Source organism: Streptomyces sp. NPDC006393 (assembly GCF_040628575.1).
In the GTDB taxonomy this organism is placed as follows: Bacteria; Actinomycetota; Actinomycetes; order Streptomycetales; family Streptomycetaceae; genus Streptomyces.
Window position 1 is genome coordinate 47472 of the sequence record NZ_JBEXZD010000022.1, and the last position, 21083, is coordinate 68554.

General features: G+C 71.5%; 16 protein-coding genes and 2 pseudogenes. 9 read left to right on the forward strand and 9 right to left on the reverse strand.

Annotated features, from left to right (window positions below; all coding sequences use genetic code 11):
• Window positions 1–164: 164 nt before the first annotated feature.
• Together ABZ484_RS12660 and ABZ484_RS12665 are read right to left on the reverse strand one after the other, a co-directional pair.
• A pseudogene (locus ABZ484_RS12660) lies at window positions 165–371 on the reverse strand (helix-turn-helix domain-containing protein); the annotation flags it as partial.
• A 24-nt stretch (window positions 372–395) separates the two neighbouring features.
• Window positions 396–1394, reverse strand: a complete 999-nt coding sequence (locus ABZ484_RS12665; RefSeq protein ID WP_358865885.1) for a DUF5937 family protein — start codon at window positions 1392–1394, stop codon at window positions 396–398.
• 82 nt (window positions 1395–1476) lie between these two features.
• Between ABZ484_RS12665 and ABZ484_RS12670 the strand changes: the two genes are divergently transcribed.
• The 4 genes from ABZ484_RS12670 (at window position 1477) to ABZ484_RS12685 (ending at window position 5525) form a co-directional block, all read left to right on the forward strand.
• A complete protein-coding gene (locus tag ABZ484_RS12670; protein ID WP_358865886.1) occupies window positions 1477–2757 on the forward strand; it encodes an MFS transporter in 1281 nt (426 codons plus the stop codon).
• 33 nt (window positions 2758–2790) lie between these two features.
• Window positions 2791–3300, forward strand: coding sequence for a MarR family transcriptional regulator (locus ABZ484_RS12675; protein WP_030170104.1), 510 nt, complete (start codon window positions 2791–2793; stop codon window positions 3298–3300).
• A gap of 89 nt (window positions 3301–3389) precedes the next feature.
• Window positions 3390–3728 carry a DUF3817 domain-containing protein gene (locus ABZ484_RS12680; protein WP_358865887.1) on the forward strand — a complete coding sequence of 113 codons (339 nt, stop codon included), beginning with the start codon at window positions 3390–3392 and terminating at the stop codon, window positions 3726–3728.
• Between the two features lie 96 nt (window positions 3729–3824).
• On the forward strand, window positions 3825–5525 hold the full coding sequence (locus tag ABZ484_RS12685) for a methylmalonyl-CoA mutase family protein (RefSeq protein ID WP_358865888.1): 1701 nt from the start codon (window positions 3825–3827) through the stop codon (window positions 5523–5525).
• 264 nt (window positions 5526–5789) lie between these two features.
• Here the strand turns inward: ABZ484_RS12685 and ABZ484_RS12690 are convergent, their stop codons facing one another.
• A complete protein-coding gene (locus ABZ484_RS12690; protein WP_358865889.1) occupies window positions 5790–6410 on the reverse strand; it encodes a TetR/AcrR family transcriptional regulator in 621 nt (206 codons plus the stop codon).
• Between the two features lie 292 nt (window positions 6411–6702).
• Here ABZ484_RS12690 and ABZ484_RS12695 point away from each other — a divergent pair, with 292 nt between their 5' ends.
• The 4 genes from ABZ484_RS12695 (at window position 6703) to ABZ484_RS12710 (ending at window position 11036) form a co-directional block, all read left to right on the forward strand.
• Window positions 6703–7677: a tetratricopeptide repeat protein gene (locus ABZ484_RS12695; protein ID WP_358865890.1), complete on the forward strand. Its 975-nt coding sequence runs from the start codon at window positions 6703–6705 to the stop codon at window positions 7675–7677.
• Between the two features lie 650 nt (window positions 7678–8327).
• Window positions 8328–8960: a DUF6230 family protein gene (locus ABZ484_RS12700; RefSeq protein WP_030170093.1), complete on the forward strand. Its 633-nt coding sequence runs from the start codon at window positions 8328–8330 to the stop codon at window positions 8958–8960.
• Window positions 8961–9088: 128 nt separating this feature from the next.
• Entirely contained in the window at window positions 9089–9640 is a 552-nt protein-coding gene (locus ABZ484_RS12705; RefSeq protein ID WP_358865891.1) for a DUF6114 domain-containing protein, read from the forward strand.
• Complete coding sequence (locus tag ABZ484_RS12710; protein ID WP_358865892.1) at window positions 9630–11036, forward strand: hypothetical protein; 1407 nt, start codon at window positions 9630–9632, stop codon at window positions 11034–11036. Before ABZ484_RS12705 ends, ABZ484_RS12710 begins: the two co-directional genes overlap by 11 nt.
• Before the next feature lie 99 nt (window positions 11037–11135).
• Here the strand turns inward: ABZ484_RS12710 and pyk are convergent, their stop codons facing one another.
• The 3 genes from pyk to pta all read right to left on the reverse strand — a co-directional run bounded on the left by pyk (window position 11136) and on the right by pta (window position 16030).
• A complete protein-coding gene (gene pyk, locus ABZ484_RS12715; protein ID WP_358865893.1) occupies window positions 11136–12566 on the reverse strand; it encodes a pyruvate kinase in 1431 nt (476 codons plus the stop codon).
• Window positions 12567–12673: 107 nt separating this feature from the next.
• Entirely contained in the window at window positions 12674–13891 is a 1218-nt protein-coding gene (locus tag ABZ484_RS12720) for an acetate kinase (RefSeq protein WP_358865894.1), read from the reverse strand.
• Between the two features lie 36 nt (window positions 13892–13927).
• Window positions 13928–16030, reverse strand: a complete 2103-nt coding sequence (gene pta / locus ABZ484_RS12725; protein WP_358865895.1) for a phosphate acetyltransferase — start codon at window positions 16028–16030, stop codon at window positions 13928–13930.
• Window positions 16031–16277: 247 nt separating this feature from the next.
• On the opposite strand from pta, the gene ABZ484_RS12730 reads away from it, so the two are divergent.
• A complete protein-coding gene (locus ABZ484_RS12730; protein ID WP_358865896.1) occupies window positions 16278–17303 on the forward strand; it encodes an ATP-dependent 6-phosphofructokinase in 1026 nt (341 codons plus the stop codon).
• Here the strand turns inward: ABZ484_RS12730 and ABZ484_RS12735 are convergent.
• From ABZ484_RS12735 to ABZ484_RS12745, 3 genes and pseudogenes are all read right to left on the reverse strand, one after another.
• Window positions 17300–18010 (reverse strand): helix-turn-helix transcriptional regulator, encoded by a 711-nt coding sequence (locus tag ABZ484_RS12735; RefSeq protein ID WP_358865897.1) that lies wholly within the window; start codon window positions 18008–18010, stop codon window positions 17300–17302. The genes ABZ484_RS12730 and ABZ484_RS12735 overlap by 4 nt on opposite strands.
• Before the next feature lie 147 nt (window positions 18011–18157).
• On the reverse strand, window positions 18158–18856 hold the full coding sequence (locus tag ABZ484_RS12740; RefSeq protein ID WP_358865898.1) for a response regulator: 699 nt from the start codon (window positions 18854–18856) through the stop codon (window positions 18158–18160).
• A 521-nt stretch (window positions 18857–19377) separates the two neighbouring features.
• Window positions 19378–21000 (reverse strand): annotated as a pseudogene (locus ABZ484_RS12745) (sensor histidine kinase); the annotation flags it as partial.
• Window positions 21001–21083: the final 83 nt, after the last annotated feature.

A 21083-nucleotide genomic window follows, 5' to 3' on the forward strand; every position in this document is an offset into this window, starting at 1 on the left:
GGGGCCGTGGGGGTGCGTCACAGCCCGCCGCGTACTGCGGTCCCTCCTCCGCCCACCATGATTCCTCCGGGCCGTATGTCCGTGTGCGGCGGGCTGGACGCACCCCCACGGCCCCGACCCACGACGCACTGGACGACCGCACCGTGACGCGCCGCCCGAGCGGCTCAGTCGCCGGAGCGGTCCCCGGAGGCCAGCGCCATCCCCAGCGGCGTCCGCTCGTACAGCACCTGATGCCCGTACCGCCGTGACGTGAGCAGCCCCGCGTCCCGCAGCACCCCCAGGTGCGCGGACACCGACGACGGCGCCAGCCCCAGCCGATGCGCCAGGGCGGTCGTCGTCGCCGGATCGGTCAGCGCGGTCAGGACGGCCGCACCGCGACGCGCCGCCCGAGCGGCTCAGTCGCCGGAGCGGTCCCCGGAGCTCAGCGCCATCCCCAGCGGCGTCCGCTCGTACAGCACCTGATGCCCGTACCGCCGTGACGTGAGCAGCCCCGCGTCCCGCAGCACCCCCAGGTGCGCGGACACCGACGACGGCGCCAGCCCCAGCCGATGCGCCAGGGCGGTCGTCGTCGCCGGATCGGTCAGCGCGGTCAGGACGGCCGCCCGCCCCCGCCCCAGCAGCCGTACCAGCGCCCGCGCCGACGCGCTCCGCGCGCCCGGCTCCGCCCACAGCCCGGCCAGTCCCCGTGCCGGGTACACCAGCGTCGGCTGCCAGGGCGGCTCGAAGCCGCTGATCACGTCCGGCCAGCAGAAGACGCTCGGCATCAGCACGAGCCCCTGCCCGCCCAGCTCACGCCCGTGCTCGCCGTGCCAGTCGACGGTCAGCGTCCGCCCGTCCCAGGACAGCCGCCGGTCCAGCTCCGGCAACAGCGCGCCCAGCCCCACCTCGGCCAGCCGCCGGGAGTGGAAGGCCACGTCGGCCTCGAGCAGCGCACGCAACCGCGGCCACTCCGGCTCGACCAGCACATGCCAGGCGGCCTCCATCAGATCGGCCAACTCCTGGACCGCGCGTTCCGGATCGGCCAGCAGCGCCCGCCCGCGCGTGGACTCCAGCGCACCGGCGGTGTCGGCGAGCGACAGCGCCAGATCCCGCCGGGCCGCCGCGGGGTCGGCCGCCCGTACCGCCGCGATCTCCTCCTCGAACGTGGCCGCCGGCCCGATCGGTGGCGGTCCCAGGAAGTCCGGGCTGTGCCCGCGCGACGGCATGAGCAGCCACAGCGGGGCCAGATCCAGCTCCCGCGCGGCCTGCCGGATCCGCCGCAGCCAGTGCGGGTGGTACCCGTGCCGATCGGGCCGCCCCAGCGTCCGTACCGCCTCCTGCGTCTCCCACAGCGGCGACACGGCGAACCGGCACCGCAGCAGGTCGTCGTCCCCGAAGTGCAGACGGAACGGCATGACGGCGACCCACCCCGGGGCGAAGATTCGGCGGACGCCGAAACTCTAGGCCGTGCGCCACCCCCACCGCACCCTGCCCTGTATGCAACAGCGCCCCGCCGCTTCTTCCGCGCCGACCGAGACCCGCACCGCCGCCCACGACGTCGCTCCCGGCTACGCCCAGGCCCTCGCCGTCCCCGAGTTCCGGGCCGTCTTCGCCGCCCACGCCCTCTCCCTCCTCGGCGTGATCGTCAGCGAGATCTCCCTCTCGGTCCTCGTCTACGACCTCACCGGCTCCCCCCTGATCAGCGCCCTCACCTTCGCACTGGGCTTCCTGCCGTACGTCGTGGGCGGCACGCTCCTCGCGGGGATCGCCGACCGCTTCCCCGCCCGCCGGGTCCTGGTGGTGTGCGATCTGGTGTGCGCGGCCTGCGTGGCTCTCATGACGGTGCCCGGCGCGCACATCGGCGTCGTGCTCGCCCTGCGGTGCGCCCTCGCCGTCGTGTCGCCCGTGTTCCAGGGGACGCGCATGGCCACCCTCACCGACATCCTCGGCGACGGCGACCTGTTCGTCCTCGGCCGCTCCCTGCTGCGGATCGTCTCGCAGAGCGCCCTGCTCGTCGGCTTCGGCCTCGGCGGCCTGCTGCTCAGCGTGGTCAGCCCCCGGCACGCGCTGCTGATCACCGTGGGCACCTTCCTGGTCTCCGCCACCGTGCTCCGCTTCGGCACCCGGCGCCGTCCGGCGCGCGGCGGCGCACCGGGCGCCCTGGTGGGCGACTCGCTCCGGGGCGCCGGGCAGGTGCTCGCCGACCGCCGGGTCCGGCTGCTGCTCCTGCTGTTCTGGGTGCCGCCGATGTTCGCGGTGGTGCCCGAGGCGCTGGCGGCTCCGTACGCCGCCGCGCTCGGCACCGGTTCCACCGGCCTCGGCCTGCTGATGTGCGCGCTGCCGGTCGGCACCGTCGCGGGCGAGCTGTACGCCGGCTCGCGACTGCGGCCCGCCGCCCGGGAGCGGATCGCCCTTCCCTTGGTGTGCGTCACACTGCTGCCGTACCTCGGCTGCGCCTTCCACCCGGGTCTGGCCGTCTCACTGCTTCTGCTGCTGGTGTCCGGTGCGGGGTCCGCGTACACGCTGGGCCTGGACCAGTGGTTCGTCCGGGCCGTGCCCGAGGAGCTGCGCGGCCGGGCGATGACCCTGCTCACGGCAGGTCTCATGACGATCCAGGGCGTGGGCATGGCCCTGGCGGGCGTCGCGGCGGAGTTCGCCGGGGTGACGACGACGATCGCGGGGGCCGGGGCGCTGGGTACGGCGTCCTGCGCGCTGCTCGCCAGGGCCGCCCGACGCGGCATCGGCCCCGGGATCGACCGAGGAGCGAGACAGGGCTGACCGGGATATGACCGGCGGGTAGGGTCTGGTGACGTGCCGAAGTCCCTCAGTCTCCCGTTCGATCCCATCGCCCGCGCCGACGAGCTCTGGAAGCAGCGCTGGGGCAATGTGCCGTCCATGGCGGCGATCACCTCGATCATGCGCGCGCACCAGATCCTGCTCGCCGAGGTCGACGCGGTGGTCAAGCCGTACGAACTGACGTTCGCGCGGTACGAGGCCCTGGTGCTGCTCACCTTCTCCAAGGCCGGCGAACTGCCGATGTCCAAGATCGGCGAGCGGCTCATGGTGCACCCCACGTCCGTGACCAACACCGTCGACCGCCTGGTCAGGTCCGGCCTGGTGGCCAAGCGCCCCAACCCCAACGACGGCCGCGGCACCCTCGCCGTGATCACCGACAAGGGGCGCGAGGTGGTCGAGTCGGCCACCCGCGACCTGATGGCGATGGACTTCGGCCTGGGCGCCTACGACGCCGAGGAGTGCGCGGAGATCTTCGCGATGCTGCGCCCGCTCCGCGTCGCCGCACACGACTTCGAAGAGGACTGACGGCGCCCCTCGGCCCGCGGAGCGACCCGCGGACCGCCGGGGGTGACCCGGGACAAGATCTCCCGGAACGGGCGGTTACGCTCGACTCCATGAAGAAGAGCGTGCTGACCCGCTACCGCGTCATGGCCTACGTCACCGGCGTGCTGCTGGTCCTGCTGACCCTCGGCGTGATCGCCAAGTACGGCCTCCAGATCGACGGCGCCGCCAAGTTCACCACCGTCATCGGCATCGCGCACGGCTGGCTGTACGTGATCTACCTGGTCTTCGCCTTCGACCTGGGCTCCAAGGCGAAGTGGCCGGTCGCCAAGCAGCTGTGGGTGCTGCTGGCCGGGACCATCCCGACCGCCGCCTTCTTCGTGGAGCGCAAGGTCAGCCGCGAGCTCGAGGCCACGGTCGCGGACGCCGCGCCCGCGGTCGCCGAGGCGTGACCGCGACCTCGGACTCCGGCGGACCGTCGTACGTCACACCTCCGTACGGCGGTCTGCCGTCGACATTTACTAGGACGTCCTAGTAAATTCGAAGGTATGGACGCTGACGCCATCGAAGAGGGCCGCCGACGCTGGCAGGCCCGGTACGACGCCGCACGCAAGCGCGACGCGGACTTCACCACGCTCTCCGGTGACCCCGTGGAGCCGGTGTACGGACCCCGGCCCGGGGACAACTACGAGGGCTTCGAGCGGATCGGCTGGCCCGGTGAGTACCCCTACACCCGCGGCCTGTATCCGACCGGCTACCGAGGGCGGACGTGGACCATCCGGCAGTTCGCCGGATTCGGCAACGCCGAGCAGACCAACGAGCGCTACAAGATGATCCTCCGCAACGGCGGAGGCGGGCTCTCGGTCGCCTTCGACATGCCCACGCTCATGGGCCGCGACTCCGACGACCCGCGCTCGCTGGGCGAGGTCGGCCACTGCGGGGTGGCCATCGACTCCGCGGCCGACATGGAGGTCCTGTTCAAGGACATCCCGCTCGGCGACGTCACCACGTCGATGACCATCAGCGGGCCGGCCGTCCCCGTCTTCTGCATGTATCTGGTCGCCGCCGAGCGGCAGGGCGTGGACGCCTCCGTCCTCAACGGCACCCTCCAGACGGACATCTTCAAGGAGTACATCGCCCAGAAGGAGTGGCTCTTCCAGCCCGAGCCGCACCTGCGCCTCATCGGCGACCTGATGGAGTACACCAGCGCGCGCATCCCCGCGTACAAGCCGCTGTCCGTCTCCGGCTACCACATCCGCGAGGCCGGGGCGACGGCCGCGCAGGAACTGGCGTACACGCTGGCCGACGGGTTCGGCTACGTCGAGCTGGGGCTCAGCCGCGGCCTGGACGTGGACGTGTTCGCCCCCGGCCTGTCCTTCTTCTTCGACGCGCACGTCGACTTCTTCGAGGAGATCGCCAAGTTCCGCGCGGCGCGCCGCATCTGGGCCCGCTGGATGCGGGACGTCTACGGCGCGAAGAGCGAGAAGGCGCAGTGGCTGCGGTTCCACACGCAGACCGCCGGTGTCTCGCTGACCGCGCAGCAGCCGTACAACAACGTCGTGCGTACGGCCGTGGAGGCGCTCGCGGCGGTGCTCGGCGGGACCAACTCGCTGCACACCAACGCCCTGGACGAGACCCTCGCGCTGCCGAGCGAGCAGGCCGCCGAGATCGCGCTGCGCACGCAGCAGGTGCTGATGGAGGAGACGGGTGTCGCCAACGTCGCCGACCCGCTGGGCGGTTCGTGGTTCGTCGAGCAGCTGACGGACCGCATCGAGGCGGACGCCGAGAAGATCTTCGAGCAGATAAAGGAGCGGGGGCTGCGCGCCCACCCCGACGGGCAGCACCCGATCGGGCCGATCACCTCCGGCATTCTGCGGGGCATCGAGGACGGCTGGTTCACCGGCGAGATCGCCGAGTCGGCGTTCCGGTACCAGCAGGCGCTGGAGAAGGGCGACAAGAGGGTCGTCGGCGTCAACGTGCACACCGGGTCCGTCACCGGGGACCTGGAGATCCTGCGGGTGAGCCACGAGGTGGAGCGGGAGCAGGTGCGGGTGCTCTCCGAGCGGAAGGCCGCGCGGGACGAGACGGCGGTGCGCTCGGCGCTGGACGCCATGCTGGCGGCCGCGCGGTCCGGGGCGAACATGATCGAGCCGATGCTTCAGGCGGTGCGGGCCGAGGCGACGCTGGGCGAGATCTGCGGGGTGCTGCGGGACGAGTGGGGGGTGTACACGGAGCCCGCGGGCTTCTAGGTGACCGGAGCGGGGGCGGGCGCGAGGTGGGGGGGCGCTTGCCCGCGCGTGCGGGTGCCTCCCCCACGCTCGAATGCGCTCGCGCGGGGGCACCCCCACCGCCCACCCGTGCCGCCCTGGGGGTACCTCCCAGGCGTTGAGCACTGGGGGAGGCACGACTGCCCGCAGCTAGGGCCTGTCCGGCGGATCAAGGCGCAGGCAAACGGCGGCGCCGATCGACCCAGGTGAGCCCGCGCGTCTGCGCCATGATCCGCCGGACAGGCCCTAGGCGGATGCAGAGCCCAGCCCCAGCAACAGCACCCGGGTGAAGCTCCGTACCCACTCCTCGTCCGCCGGTTCCGCGCTGAACAGGGTGCGGTGGACGACCGCGCCCGCCACCACGTCGAAGATGAGGTCGGCGGTGCGGGAGGCCTCCTGGGGGCTTGGTTCCAGGGGGAGTTCGCCGCGGGCCTGGGCGCGGGCGCGGCCCTCGAGAACCAGCCGTTTCTGGCGTTCCACGATCGAGGCGCGGATCCGTTCCCGCAGCGCGTCGTCGCGGGTGGACTCGGCGACGACGGCCATCAGGCCGCTCTTGGCCTCGGGGCGGGCCAGGATCGCCGCGAACTGAAGGACCACGCCCTCGATGTCGGCCGCGAGGCTGCCGCGGTCGGGCAGCCGGAGTTCGTCGAAAAGCTCGGCGACCGCGTCCACGACCAGTTCGTTCTTGCCTGCCCAGCGGCGGTACAGCGTGGTCTTCGCGACCCCGGCCCGGGTGGCCACGTCTTGCAGGGTGAGCTTGGACCAGCCGAGCTCCACCAGGGCCGCGCGGGTGGCGGCCAGGATCGCCGCGTCCGCGGCGGCGCTGCGCGGGCGGCCGGCACGGGCGGGCGAGGTGCGGCTCTGCATCCCATGACCATAACCGGACCGAAATCCGCCGTTCGTGAGCGGTCGTGAGGGAGATCACCGAGGCGCGGTTTCGCGAAGGCACCCCGTGCCATTACGCTACGGGTCGTATCGAAAGCGTGGGCGGCAGCCCGCGCCCGAGCGACGACCACACCGCGGCACCGCCGCACAGCAGGACAGAACGGCATCACGCACCATCAAGCACACCGGCGCCCGGTGGGGACCAGGCGCCCGGAACGAACCGGCTTTCCCAGCCGTTTTCACTCAGGCACGTGGATCGGGGGAGGATAGACGCATGCAGCCACGGAACATGTCCATGAGCGGAGTCGTCGACCTCGCCGCGGTGAAGGCGGCCCAGGAGGCCAAGGCGAAGGCGGAGCAGGCGCGCGCCCAAGCCGCCCGGGAGGGCGGGGCAGGGGCCGTCGCCCCGGCCGATCTCGTCATCGACGTCGACGAGGCCACCTTCGAACGAGACGTCCTCCAGCGCTCCGCCGAGGTCCCGGTCGTCATCGACTTCTGGGCCGAGTGGTGCCAGCCCTGCAAGCAGCTGAGCCCGGTCCTGGAGCGGCTCGCCCTCGAGTACGACGGGCGCTTCCTCCTCGCCAAGATCGACGTGGACGCCAACCAGCTGCTGATGCAGCAGTTCGGGGTCCAGGGCATCCCCGCGGTCTTCGCGGTGGTGGCCGGCCAGGCCCTGCCCCTGTTCCAGGGGGCCGCGGGCGAGGCCCAGATCCGGCAGACGCTGGACCAGTTGGTGCAGGTCGCCGAGCAGCGCTTCGGCCTGACCGGCCTGACGGTCGACCCGGACGCCCGGCCGGGCGGCGCGGAGGAGGCCCCCCAGCCCAAGGAGGGCCCGTACGACGCGCTCCTGAACGCCGCCGCGCAGGCCCTGGACGCCGGTGACCTGGGCGGCGCCGTCCAGGCGTACAAGAACGTACTGGCCGACGACCCGGCCCACCCCGAGGCCAAACTGGGTCTCGCGCAGGCCGAGTTGCTCCAGCGGGTGCAGGGCATGGACCCGCAGAGGGTGCGTCAGGAGGCGGCCGAGAAGCCGGCCGACGTGGCCGCGCAGATCGCCGCCGCCGACCTGGACCTGGTGGGCGGCCATGTGGAGGACGCCTTCGGCCGGCTGATCGAGACCGTGCGGCGCACCGCCGGTGAGGACCGGGACGCGGCGCGGCTGAGGCTGCTGGAGCTCTTCGAGGTGGTCGGAGCCGAGGACCCCCGGGTGGCGGGGGCGCGCCGGGCGCTCGCGCGGGCGCTGTTCTGAGCCGTTCCCAAGCCCCTCGGCTGACCAGTCGCTAAACGTCAGGGCATGTGATGCCCGGGTGAAAGATCTGCCGACGAGTCGTCACAGCGGCCGCGCTTTACCAAAACTTGGTAATCGCGGCCGCTGTTACTGCGAGTAAGTCGAGGGCGTTGTTCTGCCCGCTTCTATCCAGTCATCAACAGTTTTGTACCGGCCCTTGTTACCACCGAGTGTCGCCGTTCGGGGCCGGTGCGTCGCCACGCGGTTATCCGGCCGTTACTAGCCAGTAACGAACCCCCTTGTGCGGGCGGCGAGAATGCACCACGATCGGCGACGCTCGGTCCATTCCCGTACCCCGGCAGCCGGTCGGGTCGCGGGATGTCTGGGTCCCCACCGAGCAGAGCCGGCGGCAGTGGCGCCGGCTCTTGGGCAGGGGGGTCTTCGTCCTTCCCGGCGAAGCCTGTCCAGCAAGGTTGTGCGTGATGCGTGTCAGGCGCGACCAGTGGTTGTCGCTCGGGGGTGATCGCCGGTGATTCGGGCGCGGTTCGCGCCTCCGAGTGCGGGCGCTCTCCTTCCCGAGGACGTAGCACTTCTCCCATCCCTGCCCGGCTTCCGCCGCCGACCCGGGGGCGAGCCGAGGCCAGGAGATGTACGTCCGAGAAGGAGGAAATATGGAGTCCCAGGTGCGTGGCGGGACCAGATGGAAGCGGTTCGCCGTCGTCATGGTGCCCAGCGTGGCCGCCACGGCGGCGATAGGCGTGGCCCTGGCGCAGGGTGCTCTCGCCGCGTCGTTCAGCGTCTCCGGCCAGTCGTTCAAGGTGTCGGCCGACAAGCTGGTCGGCACCGGGTTCGAGCAGTACGGCGCGATCGACCAGGGCTACACCCTGGACGGTCAGAAGACGGCACACCCGGTCGCGGTCTCGGCCTTCAAGAAGGCCTCGATCAACAACATGTGCCAGTCCGTCGTCACGCCGGACATCCCGCTGCTGGGCTCGGTGAGCCTGGTCCTGAAGGCGGGCGGTGACAAGCCGGTCGAGGCCGACAACCTCTACATCGACGTCGCCGACCTCAACGCCGACGCCACCTTCAACAACATCGACATCGGTGTGGCCGCCAAGGACGCCAACAAGGGTCCGGGCATGAAGGGCAACGGCGAGATGTCGAACCCGTACGGGTTCGCCCAGCAGGCCGACTCGGCCACGCTGACCGGCGTGAAGCAGACGGCGTGGGCGACCACCGCCGGAACCTTCAAGCTCAGTGGCCTGAAGATGTCGCTGAAGACGGGTACGCACGAGTGCTACTAGGCACTCGGTGACGGGCGGGGGAGCCGATGGCGCCCCCGCCCGTTCCACCTTCACCCGCTCCTTCACACACCCCCCACACGCAGTACCACCCCTCACCACAGCAACGCCGCACCAGGGAGCTGTTTTCCATGAGCGCCGAAACTCCTGCCGCATCCGGCCAGTTCACCCGCCGGAGGCTGCAGTTCCGCGCCTGGCGGGGCACGCGACCGTTCTGGGCCGGTCTGTTCGTCCTGATCGCCGGCTTTCCGATCATGTACTTCCCGTACGCCCATCTCCAGCTCGGTCACCTGACCCTGGCGATGGCCACCACCGCGGGTGCCGGTTCCCTGATCATCGGTGTGCTGCTGGTCGTCCTGGGCATCAGCCTCTGGTTCCAGAAGCACATCCGGGTCTTCGCCGGTGTCGCGGCGATCCTGCTGGCGCTGGTGTCCCTCCCCGTGTCGAACTTCGGCGGTTTCGTCGTCGGCTTCCTGTTCGCGCTGATCGGCGGCGCGATGGCCGTGGCATGGGCACCGGGCGGCGCGAGCGCGTCGGAGGGCGCCGAGGAGAGCGGTTCGGCACGGGGCGGCGCCACCGAGGCCGCGCCCGGCGCGGCGGTGGACGGGACGAGCAACGAGTCGAACGACCTGTCAGGAACGAGCCCGGCCAACGGGGCGAACGGGAGGCACAGTGCCGGCTGACGAGGTGACCCACGGGACTGAGGTGGACGAGTCCCGTGTGAGAACCGGGCCGCGCCACGCGGCACCCAAGAAGCCGCTGTTCACCAGGTTCCACATGCCCGCCGGCAAGGCGATAGCCACGGTGGCGATGCCGACGGCCGTCCTCATGGGGATGGGCTTCACGTCCTCGCTCGCCCTCGCCGACAACAACAGCTCCACGTCCTCGCCGTCCAACACCCTGACGGCCGACGAGTACAAGGACTGCGTCGCGGCGCTGGACGGCGCCAAGGACAAGTCCACGGCCTCGCCCACGCCGTCGCCCTCCACGAGCGCCGGTGACTCCACCGAGGACGGCAAGACCGGCGACGCCAAGACCGGCGACGGCAGCGACGGCTCGGCGAAGCCCACCCCGTCGCCGTCCTCCTCCGCCGACGGCGGCGGCACGACGGACAAGTCGTCTTCGGACACGTCCTCTTCGTCGGATTCAGGTTCCGACGACAAGGCCGCGCCCGAGACCTCCACCTCCGGCTCGGGCTCCGGAAGCGGCGACACGGCCACGCCGTCCCCGTCGGCGACCTCGGGCAGCGGCGGCGGCCTGCTGGGCGCGATCGGCGACACGCTCGGGAACGTGCTGACCGGCGGGAAGTCGGACTCCGGTACGACGTCGGACGCCACGGCGACCCCGTCCGCCTCCGCCACGCCCTCGGCGAGCGCGACCAAGGACGCCTCCGGCACGAGCGTCACCGACACGGTGAAGGACACCGTCAAGGACACCACCGGAAAGGTCACCGGCACCGTCGAGGACACCGTGAAGGGCGCCACCGACACGGCGTCCAAGGCGGCCGGGGACGTCACCGGGACGGTCAAGGACACCGTGAAGGACACCGTCGGCGCGGCCACCGCGTCGCCGAGCCCGTCCGCGGGTTCCACCACCGACCCCGAGAACTGCCCGGCGGCCACCGACGCCCAGGGCGGCGTCGACAACACGGTGCCCCTGGCGGACGACCCGTGGTACCTGAACGCCAGTTCCCTGCTCCTCAAGGGCGCCGACTACCAGGGCGTCGTCGAGGTCAAGACCGCCAACGGCACGGTGAAGAAGGTTCTGAAGTACGTCATATCCGACGGCACGGACATCGGTGACCTGCACCAGACGGTGAAGGACAAGCAGTCCGGCAAGACCTACCACGTGCAGGCGGCCAAGGGTTCGACGTCCACGATCCGCGGCGGCGACACGGTGATGTACACCGAGTCCATCTCCGGCAACCTGCTCGGTCTGATCCCGGTCACCTTCAGTCCGGACAGCCCGCCCCCGCTGAACATCCCCCTGATCTACTTCACCAACGTGAAGGTGGTCCAGGCGGCCCAGTTCGGCGGCAACCTGCACGTGCCCGGCATGCACGTGTACACGACCGACTGACGGTCACCGAAAGCCCCTCCGGGAGCCGCACAACAGCTGAGGGCGCCCCCCGCGCAACGCGGGGGGCGCCCTCAGCGCCGTACGGAACCGTCCGCGACGTCAGTCGCGCTCGCCGCCGCCCAGGTGGTGGACGCGGACCATGTTCGTGGTGCCCGGGACGCCGGGCGGGGAGCCGGCGGTGATGACCACGATGTCGCCCTCGTTGAACCGCTTGAGCTTGACCAGCTCCTGGTCGACCAGGTCGACCATCGCGTCGGTGCTGTTGACGAACGGCACGACGTGCGGCTCCACGCCCCAGCTGAGCGCCAGCTGGTTGCGGGTGGACTCGTCGGTGGTGAACGCCAGGATCGGCTGGGCCGCACGGTAGCGGGACAGCCGGCGGGCCGTGTCGCCGGACTGGGTGAAGGCCACCAGGCCCTTGCCGCCGAGGAAGTCGGCGATCTCGGCGGCGGCACGGGCCACCGAACCGCCCTGCGTACGCGGCTTCTTGCCCGGGACCAGCGGCTGGAGGCCCTTGGACAGCAGCTCCTCCTCGGCCGCCTGGACGATCTTCGACATCGTCTTGACGGTCTCGATCGGGTACGCGCCCACGCTCGACTCGGCGGAGAGCATCACCGCGTCGGCGCCGTCCAGGATCGCGTTGGCCACGTCGGAGGCCTCGGCGCGGGTCGGGCGGGAGTTGGTGATCATCGACTCCATCATCTGCGTCGCCACGATCACCGGCTTGGCGTTGCGCCGGCACAGCTCGATCAGGCGCTTCTGCACCATCGGGACCTTCTCGAGCGGGTACTCGACCGCCAGGTCACCGCGGGCCACCATCACCCCGTCGAACGCCATCACGACGTCCTGCATGTTCTCCACCGCCTGCGGCTTCTCCACCTTGGCGATGACCGGGACGCGACGGCCCTCCTCGTCCATGACCCGGTGGACGTCGGCGACGTCCTTGGCGTCCCGGACGAAGGACAGGGCGACCATGTCGCAGCCCATGCGCAGTGCGAAGCGCAGGTCTTCGACGTCCTTCTCGGACAGCGCGGGCACGTTCACGGCCGCGCCGGGCAGGTTGATGCCCTTGTGGTCGGAGACCACGCCGCCCTCGATGACGATCGTCCGCACCCGCGGGCCCTCGACGTCCAGGACCTTCAGCTCGACGTTGCCGTCGTTGATCAGGACCTGGTCGCCGCGCGAGACGTCGCCCGGCAGCCCCTTGTACGTCGTACCGCAGATCTGCTTGTCGCCCGGGACGTCCTCGGTGGTGATGGTGAACTCGTCACCTCGCTCCAGCTCCACCGGGCCCTCGGCGAAGGTCTCCAGCCGGATCTTCGGGCCCTGGAGGTCGGCGAGCACGGCGATGGCCCGGCCGGTCTCCTTGGAGGCGGCACGGACGCGGTCGTAGCGGCCCTGGTGCTCGGCGTGCGAGCCGTGGCTGAAGTTGAAGCGGGCCACGTTCATGCCGGCTTCGATCAGCGCGACGAGCTGCTCGTGGGAGTCGACCGCGGGGCCGAGAGTACAGACGATTTTCGAACGGCGCATGGGGCGATCCTATCGGTTTGTTTCGCTGCGGAATATTCCGGCTGGCGGAAAATACAAATGGGCGGGTCCGCGCTCAGGCGAGTGCCGTCGAGAGAGTGCAATTGAATTCAGTTGTCGCGGTTGTCCTTTCCGACCAGTGCGTAGGTCTGGCCGGCGATCTCCATTTCCTCGTCCGTCGGAACCACGGCCACGGCCACCCGCGCGCCGTCGGGCGAGATCAGCCGCGCCTCGTCCCCGCGCACGGCGTTCCGCCCGCCGTCCACCGCGAGGCCCAGCCCCTCCAGGCCCGCGACGGCGGCGGCGCGCACGAAGTCCGCGTTCTCGCCCACCCCGGCGGTGAACGCGACCGCGTCCACCCTGCCGAGTACCGCGTAATACGCGCCGATGTACTTCTTCAGCCGGTGGATGTAGATGTCGAAGGCGAGCCGCGCCTGCTCGTCGCCCTCGTCCATCCGGCGCCGTATCTCCCGCATGTCGTTGTCGCCGCACAGACCGAACAGGCCGCTCCTCTTGTTGAGAAGAGTGTCGATCTCGTCCATGGACATTCCGCCAACCCGCTGCAAATGGAAGATGACGGCCGGGTCCAGATCACCGGAACGCGTGCCCATCACCAGCCCCTCCAGCGGGGTGAGCCCCATGGAGGTGTCCACGCACCTGCCGCCCCGCACCGCCGAGGCGGACGCCCCGTTGCCCAGGTGCAGCACGATCACGTTGACGTCCTCGGGCGCCTTGCCCAGCAGTTCGGCGGTCCTGCGGGAGACGTAGGCGTGCGAGGTGCCGTGGAAGCCGTAGCGGCGCACCCGGTACCGGTCGGCGAGCTTGGTCTCGATGGCGTAGCGGGCCGCGGACTCCGGCATGGTGGTGTGGAAGGCCGTGTCGAAGACGGCGACCTGGGGCAGATCCGGGCGCAGCGCCATGGCGGTGCGGATGCCGGTGAGGTTGGCCGGGTTGTGCAGCGGGGCGACCGGGATCAGCCGCTCGATCTCGGTGAGCACGGCGTCGTCGATGACGGTCGGCTCGGTGAAGAACATGCCGCCGTGCACCACACGGTGCCCGATCGCCGCCAGTTCGGGGGAGTCCAGGCCCAGCCCGTCCTTGGCCAGCTCCTCGGCGACGGCCTTCAGAGCGGCGTCGTGGTCGGCGATGGGGCCGTTCTGCTCGCGGGTGTCCCCGGAGGAGACGAGGGTGTGCTTGAGCCGGGAGGTCTGCTCGCCGATGCGCTCGACCAGCCCGACGGCGAGGCGGCTCGCGTCGCGCATGTCGAGCAGCTGGTACTTCAGCGAGGATGAACCGGAGTTGAGGACGAGGACGCGGGTCGCGTTCACGGTGTTCGAAAGCTCTCTGTGCGGGCGTCGTGGACGTCAGTGGGCGGGCCCCGCGGCGGGCGCCGCGGGGCTCTGGGCCTGGGCCTGGATCGCGGTGATCGCGACGGTGTTGACGATGTCCTGCACCAGCGCGCCGCGGGACAGGTCGTTCACCGGCTTGCGCAGGCCCTGGAGCACCGGCCCGACCGCGATGGCGCCCGCCGAGCGCTGCACGGCCTTGTAGGTGTTGTTGCCGGTGTTCAGGTCCGGGAAGATCAGCACGGTGGCCTGCCCGGCGACCTCCGAGTCCGGCAGCTTGGTGGCGGCCACCGACGGCTCCACGGCCGCGTCGTACTGGATCGGCCCCTCGATCATCAGGTCCGGGCGGCGCAGCCGCACCAGGTCGGTGGCCTCGCGCACCTTGTCCACGTCGGCGCCCGAACCGGACGTACCGGTGGAGTACGACAGCATCGCGATCCGCGGCTCGACACCGAACCGGGCGGCGGTGGTCGCCGACTGGACGGCGATGTCGGCCAGCTGTTCGGCGTCCGGGTCCGGGTTGACCGCGCAGTCGCCGTAGACCAGCACCTTGTCGGCCAGGCACATGAAGAACACGGACGACACGATCGACGCCTCCGGCTTCGTCTTGATGATCTCGAAGGCGGGCCGGATGGTGGCGGCCGTGGAGTGCACGGACCCCGACACCATGCCGTCGGCCAGGCCCTCCTGGACCATCAGCGTGCCGAAGTAGTTCACGTCGGAGACGACGTCGTACGCCAGCTCGACCGTGACGCCCTTGTGGGCGCGCAGCTGGGCGTACTTCTCGGCGAAGGCGTCCCGCAGGTCGGAGACGGCGGGGTCGATCAGGTGCGAGTCGCCGAGGTCGATGCCGAGGTCGGCGGCCTTCTTGCGGATGGTGTCCTCCGGGCCGAGCAGCGTCAGGTCGCACACCCCGCGGCGCAGCAGCACCTCCGCCGCGTGCAGCACACGCTCCTCGGTGCCCTCCGGCAGCACCACCCGCCGCCTGTCGGAGCGGGCCTGCTCGAGCAGCTTGTGCTCGAACATCATCGGCGTGACCCGGTCGCTGCTGGGCGCGGAGACCCGCTTGTTGAGGTCGGAGGTGTCGACGTAGCGCTCGAACAGGCCGAGCGCGGTCTCGGCCTTGCGCGGGGTGGCCGCGTTCAGCTTGCCCTCCAGGGAGAACAGCCGCTCGGCCGTCGGGAAGCTGTTGCCGGTGACCGAGACGACCGGGGTGCCCGGGGCGAGCCGGGCGGCCAGGGTGAGGATCTCCTCGCCCGGCTCCTCGTTCAGGGTGAGCAGGACGCCGGCGATCGGCGGGGTGCCGGCGCTGTGCGCGGCGAGCGAGCCGACGACCAGGTCGGCGCGGTCGCCGGGGGTGACGACCAGGCAGCCCGGGGTCAGGGCCTTGAGGAGGTTGGGCAGCATGGCGCCGCCGAAGACGAAGTCGAGCGCGTCCCGGGACAGCCCGGTGTCGTCGCCCAGCAGCACCTTGCCGTCCAGGACCTGGGTGATCTGGGCGACGGTCGGCGCGGACAGGGCGGGCTCGTCGGGCACCACCCAGCAGGGCACGGGCAGCCGGCCGGTCAGCCGCCGGGCTATCTCGTCGCGGTCCTCGCGGGCCACCCGGTTGGTGACCATGGCCAGCACGTCGCAGCCGAGGCCGTCGTAGGCGCGGTAGGCGTTGCGCGTCTCGGCGAGCACGGACTCCGCGGTCTGCCGTCGGCCGCCCACGACCGGGAGCACGGAGGCGCCGAACTCGTTGGCGAGCCGGGCGTTCAGCGACAGCTCGTCCGGCAGCTGGGTGTCGGCGAAGTCGGTGCCCAGCACCAGCACCACGTCGTAGTCCCGGGCCACCAGGTGGAAGCGGTCGACGAGCACGGACACCAGCTCGTCGGTGCCCTGCTCGGCCTGGAGCGCGGACGCCTCCTGGTAGCCCATGCCGTAGACGGTCGCCGGGTCCTGGGCCAGCCGGTAGCGGGAGCGCAGCAGTTCGAAGAGCCGGTCCGGACCGTCGTGGACGAGCGGGCGGAAGACACCCACCCGGTCGACCTGCCGGGTCAGCAGCTCCATGACTCCCAGCTCGACGACCTGGCGGCCGTCACCGCGGTCGATGCCGGTCACGTACACGCTGCGCGTCACGCGGGCTCTCCGTTTCATCAGGTGCGTCGTGGTGGTCGTTCATCGGGTACGCCGAGATGGTCGGCTTATCGAGAGTGTGCCGATGTGTCGCCCAGGTGGGCAAAAAAACGCCCGCCGGGGTGAGCGGAGCCCTCTTGACAATACCCCCGTCGATAGATAAGGCGCCCGTCAAGACCGAGCAGCCTCGGGTTCGTGAAACAATCGGACAGGATCACCGGTGTCAACAGTGAGCAGGAGACACAGCACGATGCGTATCGGAGTTCTCACGGCAGGCGGCGACTGTCCGGGACTGAACGCGGTGATCCGGTCGGTCGTGCACCGAGCGGTCACGACGTACGGCGACGAGGTCATCGGGTTCGAGGACGGCTACGCCGGCCTGCTCGACGGCCGCTACCGCGAGCTGGACCTCAACGCGGTCGGCGGCATCCTCGCCCGCGGCGGGACCATCCTCGGCTCCTCCCGGCTGGAGCGCGACCGGCTCCGCGAGGCCTGCGAGAACGCCTCCGACATGATCCACCAGTTCGGCATCGACGCGCTCGTCCCGATCGGCGGCGAGGGCACCCTGACGGCGGCCCGCATGCTCTCCGACGCCGGCCTCCCGGTCGTCGGCGTCCCCAAGACCATCGACAACGACATCTCCTCCACCGACCGCACCTTCGGCTTCGACACCGCCGTCGGCGTCGCGACGGAGGCGATGGACCGGCTGAAGACCACGGCCGAGTCCCACCAGCGCGTGATGGTCGTCGAGGTCATGGGCCGGCACGCCGGCTGGATCGCCCTGGAGTCCGGCATGGCCGCCGGCGCCCATGGCATCTGCCTGCCCGAACGCCCCTTCGACCCCGCCGACCTGGTCAAGATGGTCGAGGAGCGCTTCGCCCGCGGCAAGAAGTTCGCCGTGATCTGCGTCGCCGAGGGCGCCCACCCCGCCGAGGGCAGCATGGACTACGGCAAGGGCGAGATCGACAAGTTCGGCCACGAACGCTTCCAGGGCATCGGCACGGCGCTGGCGTACGAGCTGGAGAAGCGGCTCGGCAAGGAGGCCAAGCCGGTCATCCTCGGCCACGTCCAGCGCGGCGGCGTGCCCACCGCCTACGACCGTGTCCTCGCCACCCGCTTCGGCTGGCACGCGGTGGAGGCCGCGCACCGCGGCGAGTTCGGCCACATGACCGCGCTGCGCGGCACCGACATCGTGATGGTGCCGCTGGCGCAGGCCGTGACCGAGCTGAAGACGGTCCCCAAGGACCGGATGGACGAGGCGGAGTCGGTCTTCTAGCCGTACGGGCCGACCGCGGCCCAGAACCGCTCCACGATCCGCTCCAGGAAGTCGCGCCCGGCGTCGCCCGCCTGGTCGGCGGCGCTGTTCCCGCCCCAGCTGAGCGAGGCGACCATCTGCCCCTGGTAGTCCTGGTGCAGCTCCTGGAGCACCTTCTCCAGCACGCGCCGCTCCAGGGGCACCACCTTGCCCACCGGACGGACGTAGGCCTGCCAGCGGGTGTCGACGGCGCTGCGCAGCAGCCCGGCGAGTCTGTCCTCGCGTCCGGTGACGGCGACGAAGTCGGGCAGGGACAGCTCCAGCACATCCGCGAGCGCGGCGGACTGCCGCTCGGTACCGCTGAAGTCGTCGCGGTCCTCCATGCGCAGATAGCGCGGCAGGTCGAGCCCGACCGCGCGGGCCACGTCCTCCGGCGGCAGCCCGCGCGCGATGCGGTGCTCGCGCAGGGTGCGCGGCCTGCCGATCAGCTCGCCCGGCGCGCACCACAGCACACCGGCGAGCGCGGTCAGCTCCGGGCCGGACGGGGAGGCGATCCCGCGTTCCCAGGCGGTGACGAGGTCGGGGGTGACATAGGGCAGCCCGTAGGAGACCCGCATCCCGTGGGCGACGTGTTCCGGTCCCATCCCGAGCGCGGCACGAAGCCGCCGCGCGGCCGGGGCGTTGAACGGCGGAGCGGCGGACGAACTGGGCTGGTCGGGTCGGCGCACGCCCACAAGCTAGGGGCCGGCGAGGCCGGTGACTACAGGCCGTTCCCACAGGATCACAGCTTGTACGAAGCTACGGTTCCGTAGGTTCCGCGCGCCGGCCAGCCACGGCACGGCCGCCGCGGCAGTCGCAGCGCTGGACGCCCCCGGCTACCGTCCCGGCGCGCCCCCCGGCACCCACCGGTACACCAGCTCCGGCCTGCCCACCTGCCCGTACAGCGGGCGCCGCGCGGCCCGCCCCGAGTCCACCAGGTGCTCCAGATAGCGGCGGGCCGTGATCCGGGAGATGCCCACCTCCTCGGCGACCCCGGCCGCCGTGAGCCCCTCCTCGGCCGTGCGCAGCGCGCCGGTCACCCGCTCCAGCGTCGGCGCGCTCAGCCCCTTGGGCAGGGCGGCGGGGCCCGGGGCGCGCAGCACCGCGAGCGCCCGGTCCACCTCGTCCTGACCGCTGGCCTCGCCGACCGCCGCGTGGAACTCGGCGTAGCGGACCAGACGGTCCCGCAGGGTCGCGAAGGTGAACGGCTTCAGGACGTACTGGACCACGCCCAGCGAGACCCCCTCGCGCACCATCGCGAGGTCCCGGGCCGAGGTCACCGCGATCACGTCCGCGTGATGGCCGGCGGCCCGCAGGGAACGGGCCAGCTGAAGCCCGTGCACGTCCGGCAGGTGCAGATCGAGCAGCAGCAGGTCCACCGGGGTCCGCTCCAGCACCCGCCGGGCCTCCGCACCCGTGTGCGCCTTGCCGACCGCGACGAAGCCGGGCACCCGCCCCACGTACATCACATGCGCGTCCGCCGCGACCGGATCGTCCTCGACCACCAGCACACGGATCGCCTCTCCACCCGTCATACCCGGCCCCCAGCCCCGGCCTCGGCCTCGAAGCCATCCCGGGCCCCGGAGCCGCGCCCGGAACCGGCCGGTCCCTCGGCCCTGCGCCCGGTTCCGGACGCCGACCCGGACTCAGGCCAGTCCCCGTCCCGGAACCCGATCACGCCTTCGGCCCCGATCGCGCCCCCGGCCGCGTCCTCGGCCCCGAACCCGGCCTCGGCCCTGCCCTCGGCCTCGGACGCGGACGCGCTTCCACCCCCGATCCCGTCGCCGCACGTGGACTCCATCCCGGACCCAGACCCAGCCTCTGTCCCGGACCCAGACCCGACCCCGGACCCAGACCCAGCCTCTGTCCCGGACCCGGACCCGGAGCCGGACCCGGACCCAGACCCGGACCCAGCCTCTGTCCCGGATCCAGACCGAGAACCGACCCCGTACCCAGACCCGAACCCGGCCTCGGCCCCGACCCCGTACCCAGACCCGGACCCGGCCTCGGCCCCGACTCCGGCCCCCGCCGCTCCGCCCGCCCCTTTCTCCGGCCCGTCTCCCAGGGGCAGCCGGGCCTCGAACACCGCGCCGCCGCTCTCGGCCTCCGTCACCGTCAGTGTGCCTCCGTGGCGGTGGACCGCCTGGCGTACCAGGGCGAGCCCCAGGCCGCGGCCGCCGGGGCCCGTGGGCTTGGTGGAGAAGCCGCGCTGGAAGACGAGGTCGGCGTGGGCGGGGTCCACGCCGGGGCCGGTGTCCTCGACCCGCAGGACCAGTTCGGCGGCCTCGGCGCACGCCGTCACCGTCACGGTCACCCGCGCCCGTGCGCCGCTCGGGGCCCCCTGGGCCGCGTCCACCGCGTTGTCGATGAGGTTGCCGAGGATCGTGACCAGGTCCCGGGACGGCAGGGTCTCGGGGAGCAGGCCGTCGTCCAGGCCGCTGTCCTCGGACACCACCAGCTCCACGCCCCGCTCGTTGGCCTGCGCGGTCTTGCCGAGCAGCAGCGCGGCCAGCACCGGTTCGCTCACCGCCGCCACCACCTGGTCGGTCAGCGCCTGCGCCAGCTCCAGCTCCGCCGTGGCGAACCCGACCGCTTCTTCGGCGCGGCCCAGCTCGATCAGCGACACCACCGTGTGCAGCCGGTTCGCCGCCTCGTGCGCCTGGGAGCGCAGCGCCTGCGTGAAACCGCGCTCGGAGTCCAGCTCGCCCATCAGCGACTGCAACTCGGTGACATCGCGCAGGGTCACCACCGTGCCGCGGCGCTCACCGCCGGACACCGGCGAGGTGTTCACCACCAGCACGCGCGAGTCGGTCAGATGCACCTCGTCCACCCGTGGCGCCGAGGCCAGCAGCGCGCCCGTCAGCGGCGCGGGCAGGCCGAGGTCCGCCACCGACCTGCCCACCACGTCCGCCTCACCGGCCTCGCCGCCCACCCCCAGCAGCTCCCGTCCACCGTCGTTGATCAGCGCCACCCGGTACTGCGCGTCCAGCATCAGCAGCCCTTCGCGCACCGCGTGCAGGGCGGCCTGGTGGTAGTCGTGCATCCGGCTGAGCTCCTCGGCGTTCATCCCGTGGGTGTGCCGACGCAGCCGCGCGTTGATGACGTAGGTGGCGAGCGCGCCGAGCGCGAGGATGCCGGCCGCGACCCCGAACAGCGCGGTGACCTGCTCCTGGATCCGCTGGCTGATCGCCTCGACCTTGATGCCGGCGCTGACCAGGCCGATGACGTGCCCGTCTTCCTCGACGGGCGTGACCGCCCGGACGGACGGGCCCAGGGTGCCGGTGTAGGTCTCGGTGAAGGTCCCGCCGTGCTGGGCGGGCGCGATCGTGCCGATGAAGGGCTTGCCGATCTGCTTCGGGTCCACGTGGGTCCAGCGGATGCCCTGCGGGCTCATGATCGTGACGAAGTCGACCCCGGTGTCCCGCTGCACCTTCAGCGAGTACGGCTGAAGCTCCGCGGTGGGGTCCGGGCTGTGGATCGCGGACCGTACCGAGGGGGAGTCGGCGATCGAGCGGGCCACCGCCGTCGCCTGCCGGCGGGCCGCGCCTTCGGCCTGGCCGCGGTCGCTGACGAAGGTGAACAGCGCATATCCGGCCACGACGAGTGCGAGCAGCACGGCCTGCATGGCGAAGAGCTGGCCCGCCAGGCTGCGAGGTCTCGAAGGGACGGGTATCCGCATGCCGTCAGTCTGCCTCTCCGTTCTGGCGTGAACTAAATGAACGGAAGGGTGACCGCCCTCACATGACAGGAGATAGTCACGGC

Coding starts and splice junctions, on each gene's coding strand:
- ABZ484_RS12680 (WP_358865887.1), top strand. CDS start 3,390: ATGAAGAAGAGCGTGCTGACCCGCTACCGCGTCATGGCCTACGTCACC.
- ABZ484_RS12700 (WP_030170093.1), top strand. CDS start 8,328: ATGGAGTCCCAGGTGCGTGGCGGGACCAGATGGAAGCGGTTCGCCGTC.
- ABZ484_RS12670 (WP_358865886.1), top strand. CDS start 1,477: ATGCAACAGCGCCCCGCCGCTTCTTCCGCGCCGACCGAGACCCGCACC.
- ABZ484_RS12690 (WP_358865889.1), bottom strand. CDS start 6,410: ATGCAGAGCCGCACCTCGCCCGCCCGTGCCGGCCGCCCGCGCAGCGCC.
- ABZ484_RS12665 (WP_358865885.1), bottom strand. CDS start 1,394: ATGCCGTTCCGTCTGCACTTCGGGGACGACGACCTGCTGCGGTGCCGG.
- ABZ484_RS12730 (WP_358865896.1), top strand. CDS start 16,278: ATGCGTATCGGAGTTCTCACGGCAGGCGGCGACTGTCCGGGACTGAAC.
- pyk (WP_358865893.1), bottom strand. CDS start 12,566: ATGCGCCGTTCGAAAATCGTCTGTACTCTCGGCCCCGCGGTCGACTCC.
- ABZ484_RS12685 (WP_358865888.1), top strand. CDS start 3,825: ATGGACGCTGACGCCATCGAAGAGGGCCGCCGACGCTGGCAGGCCCGG.
- ABZ484_RS12705 (WP_358865891.1), top strand. CDS start 9,089: ATGAGCGCCGAAACTCCTGCCGCATCCGGCCAGTTCACCCGCCGGAGG.
- ABZ484_RS12740 (WP_358865898.1), bottom strand. CDS start 18,856: ATGACGGGTGGAGAGGCGATCCGTGTGCTGGTGGTCGAGGACGATCCG.
- ABZ484_RS12695 (WP_358865890.1), top strand. CDS start 6,703: ATGCAGCCACGGAACATGTCCATGAGCGGAGTCGTCGACCTCGCCGCG.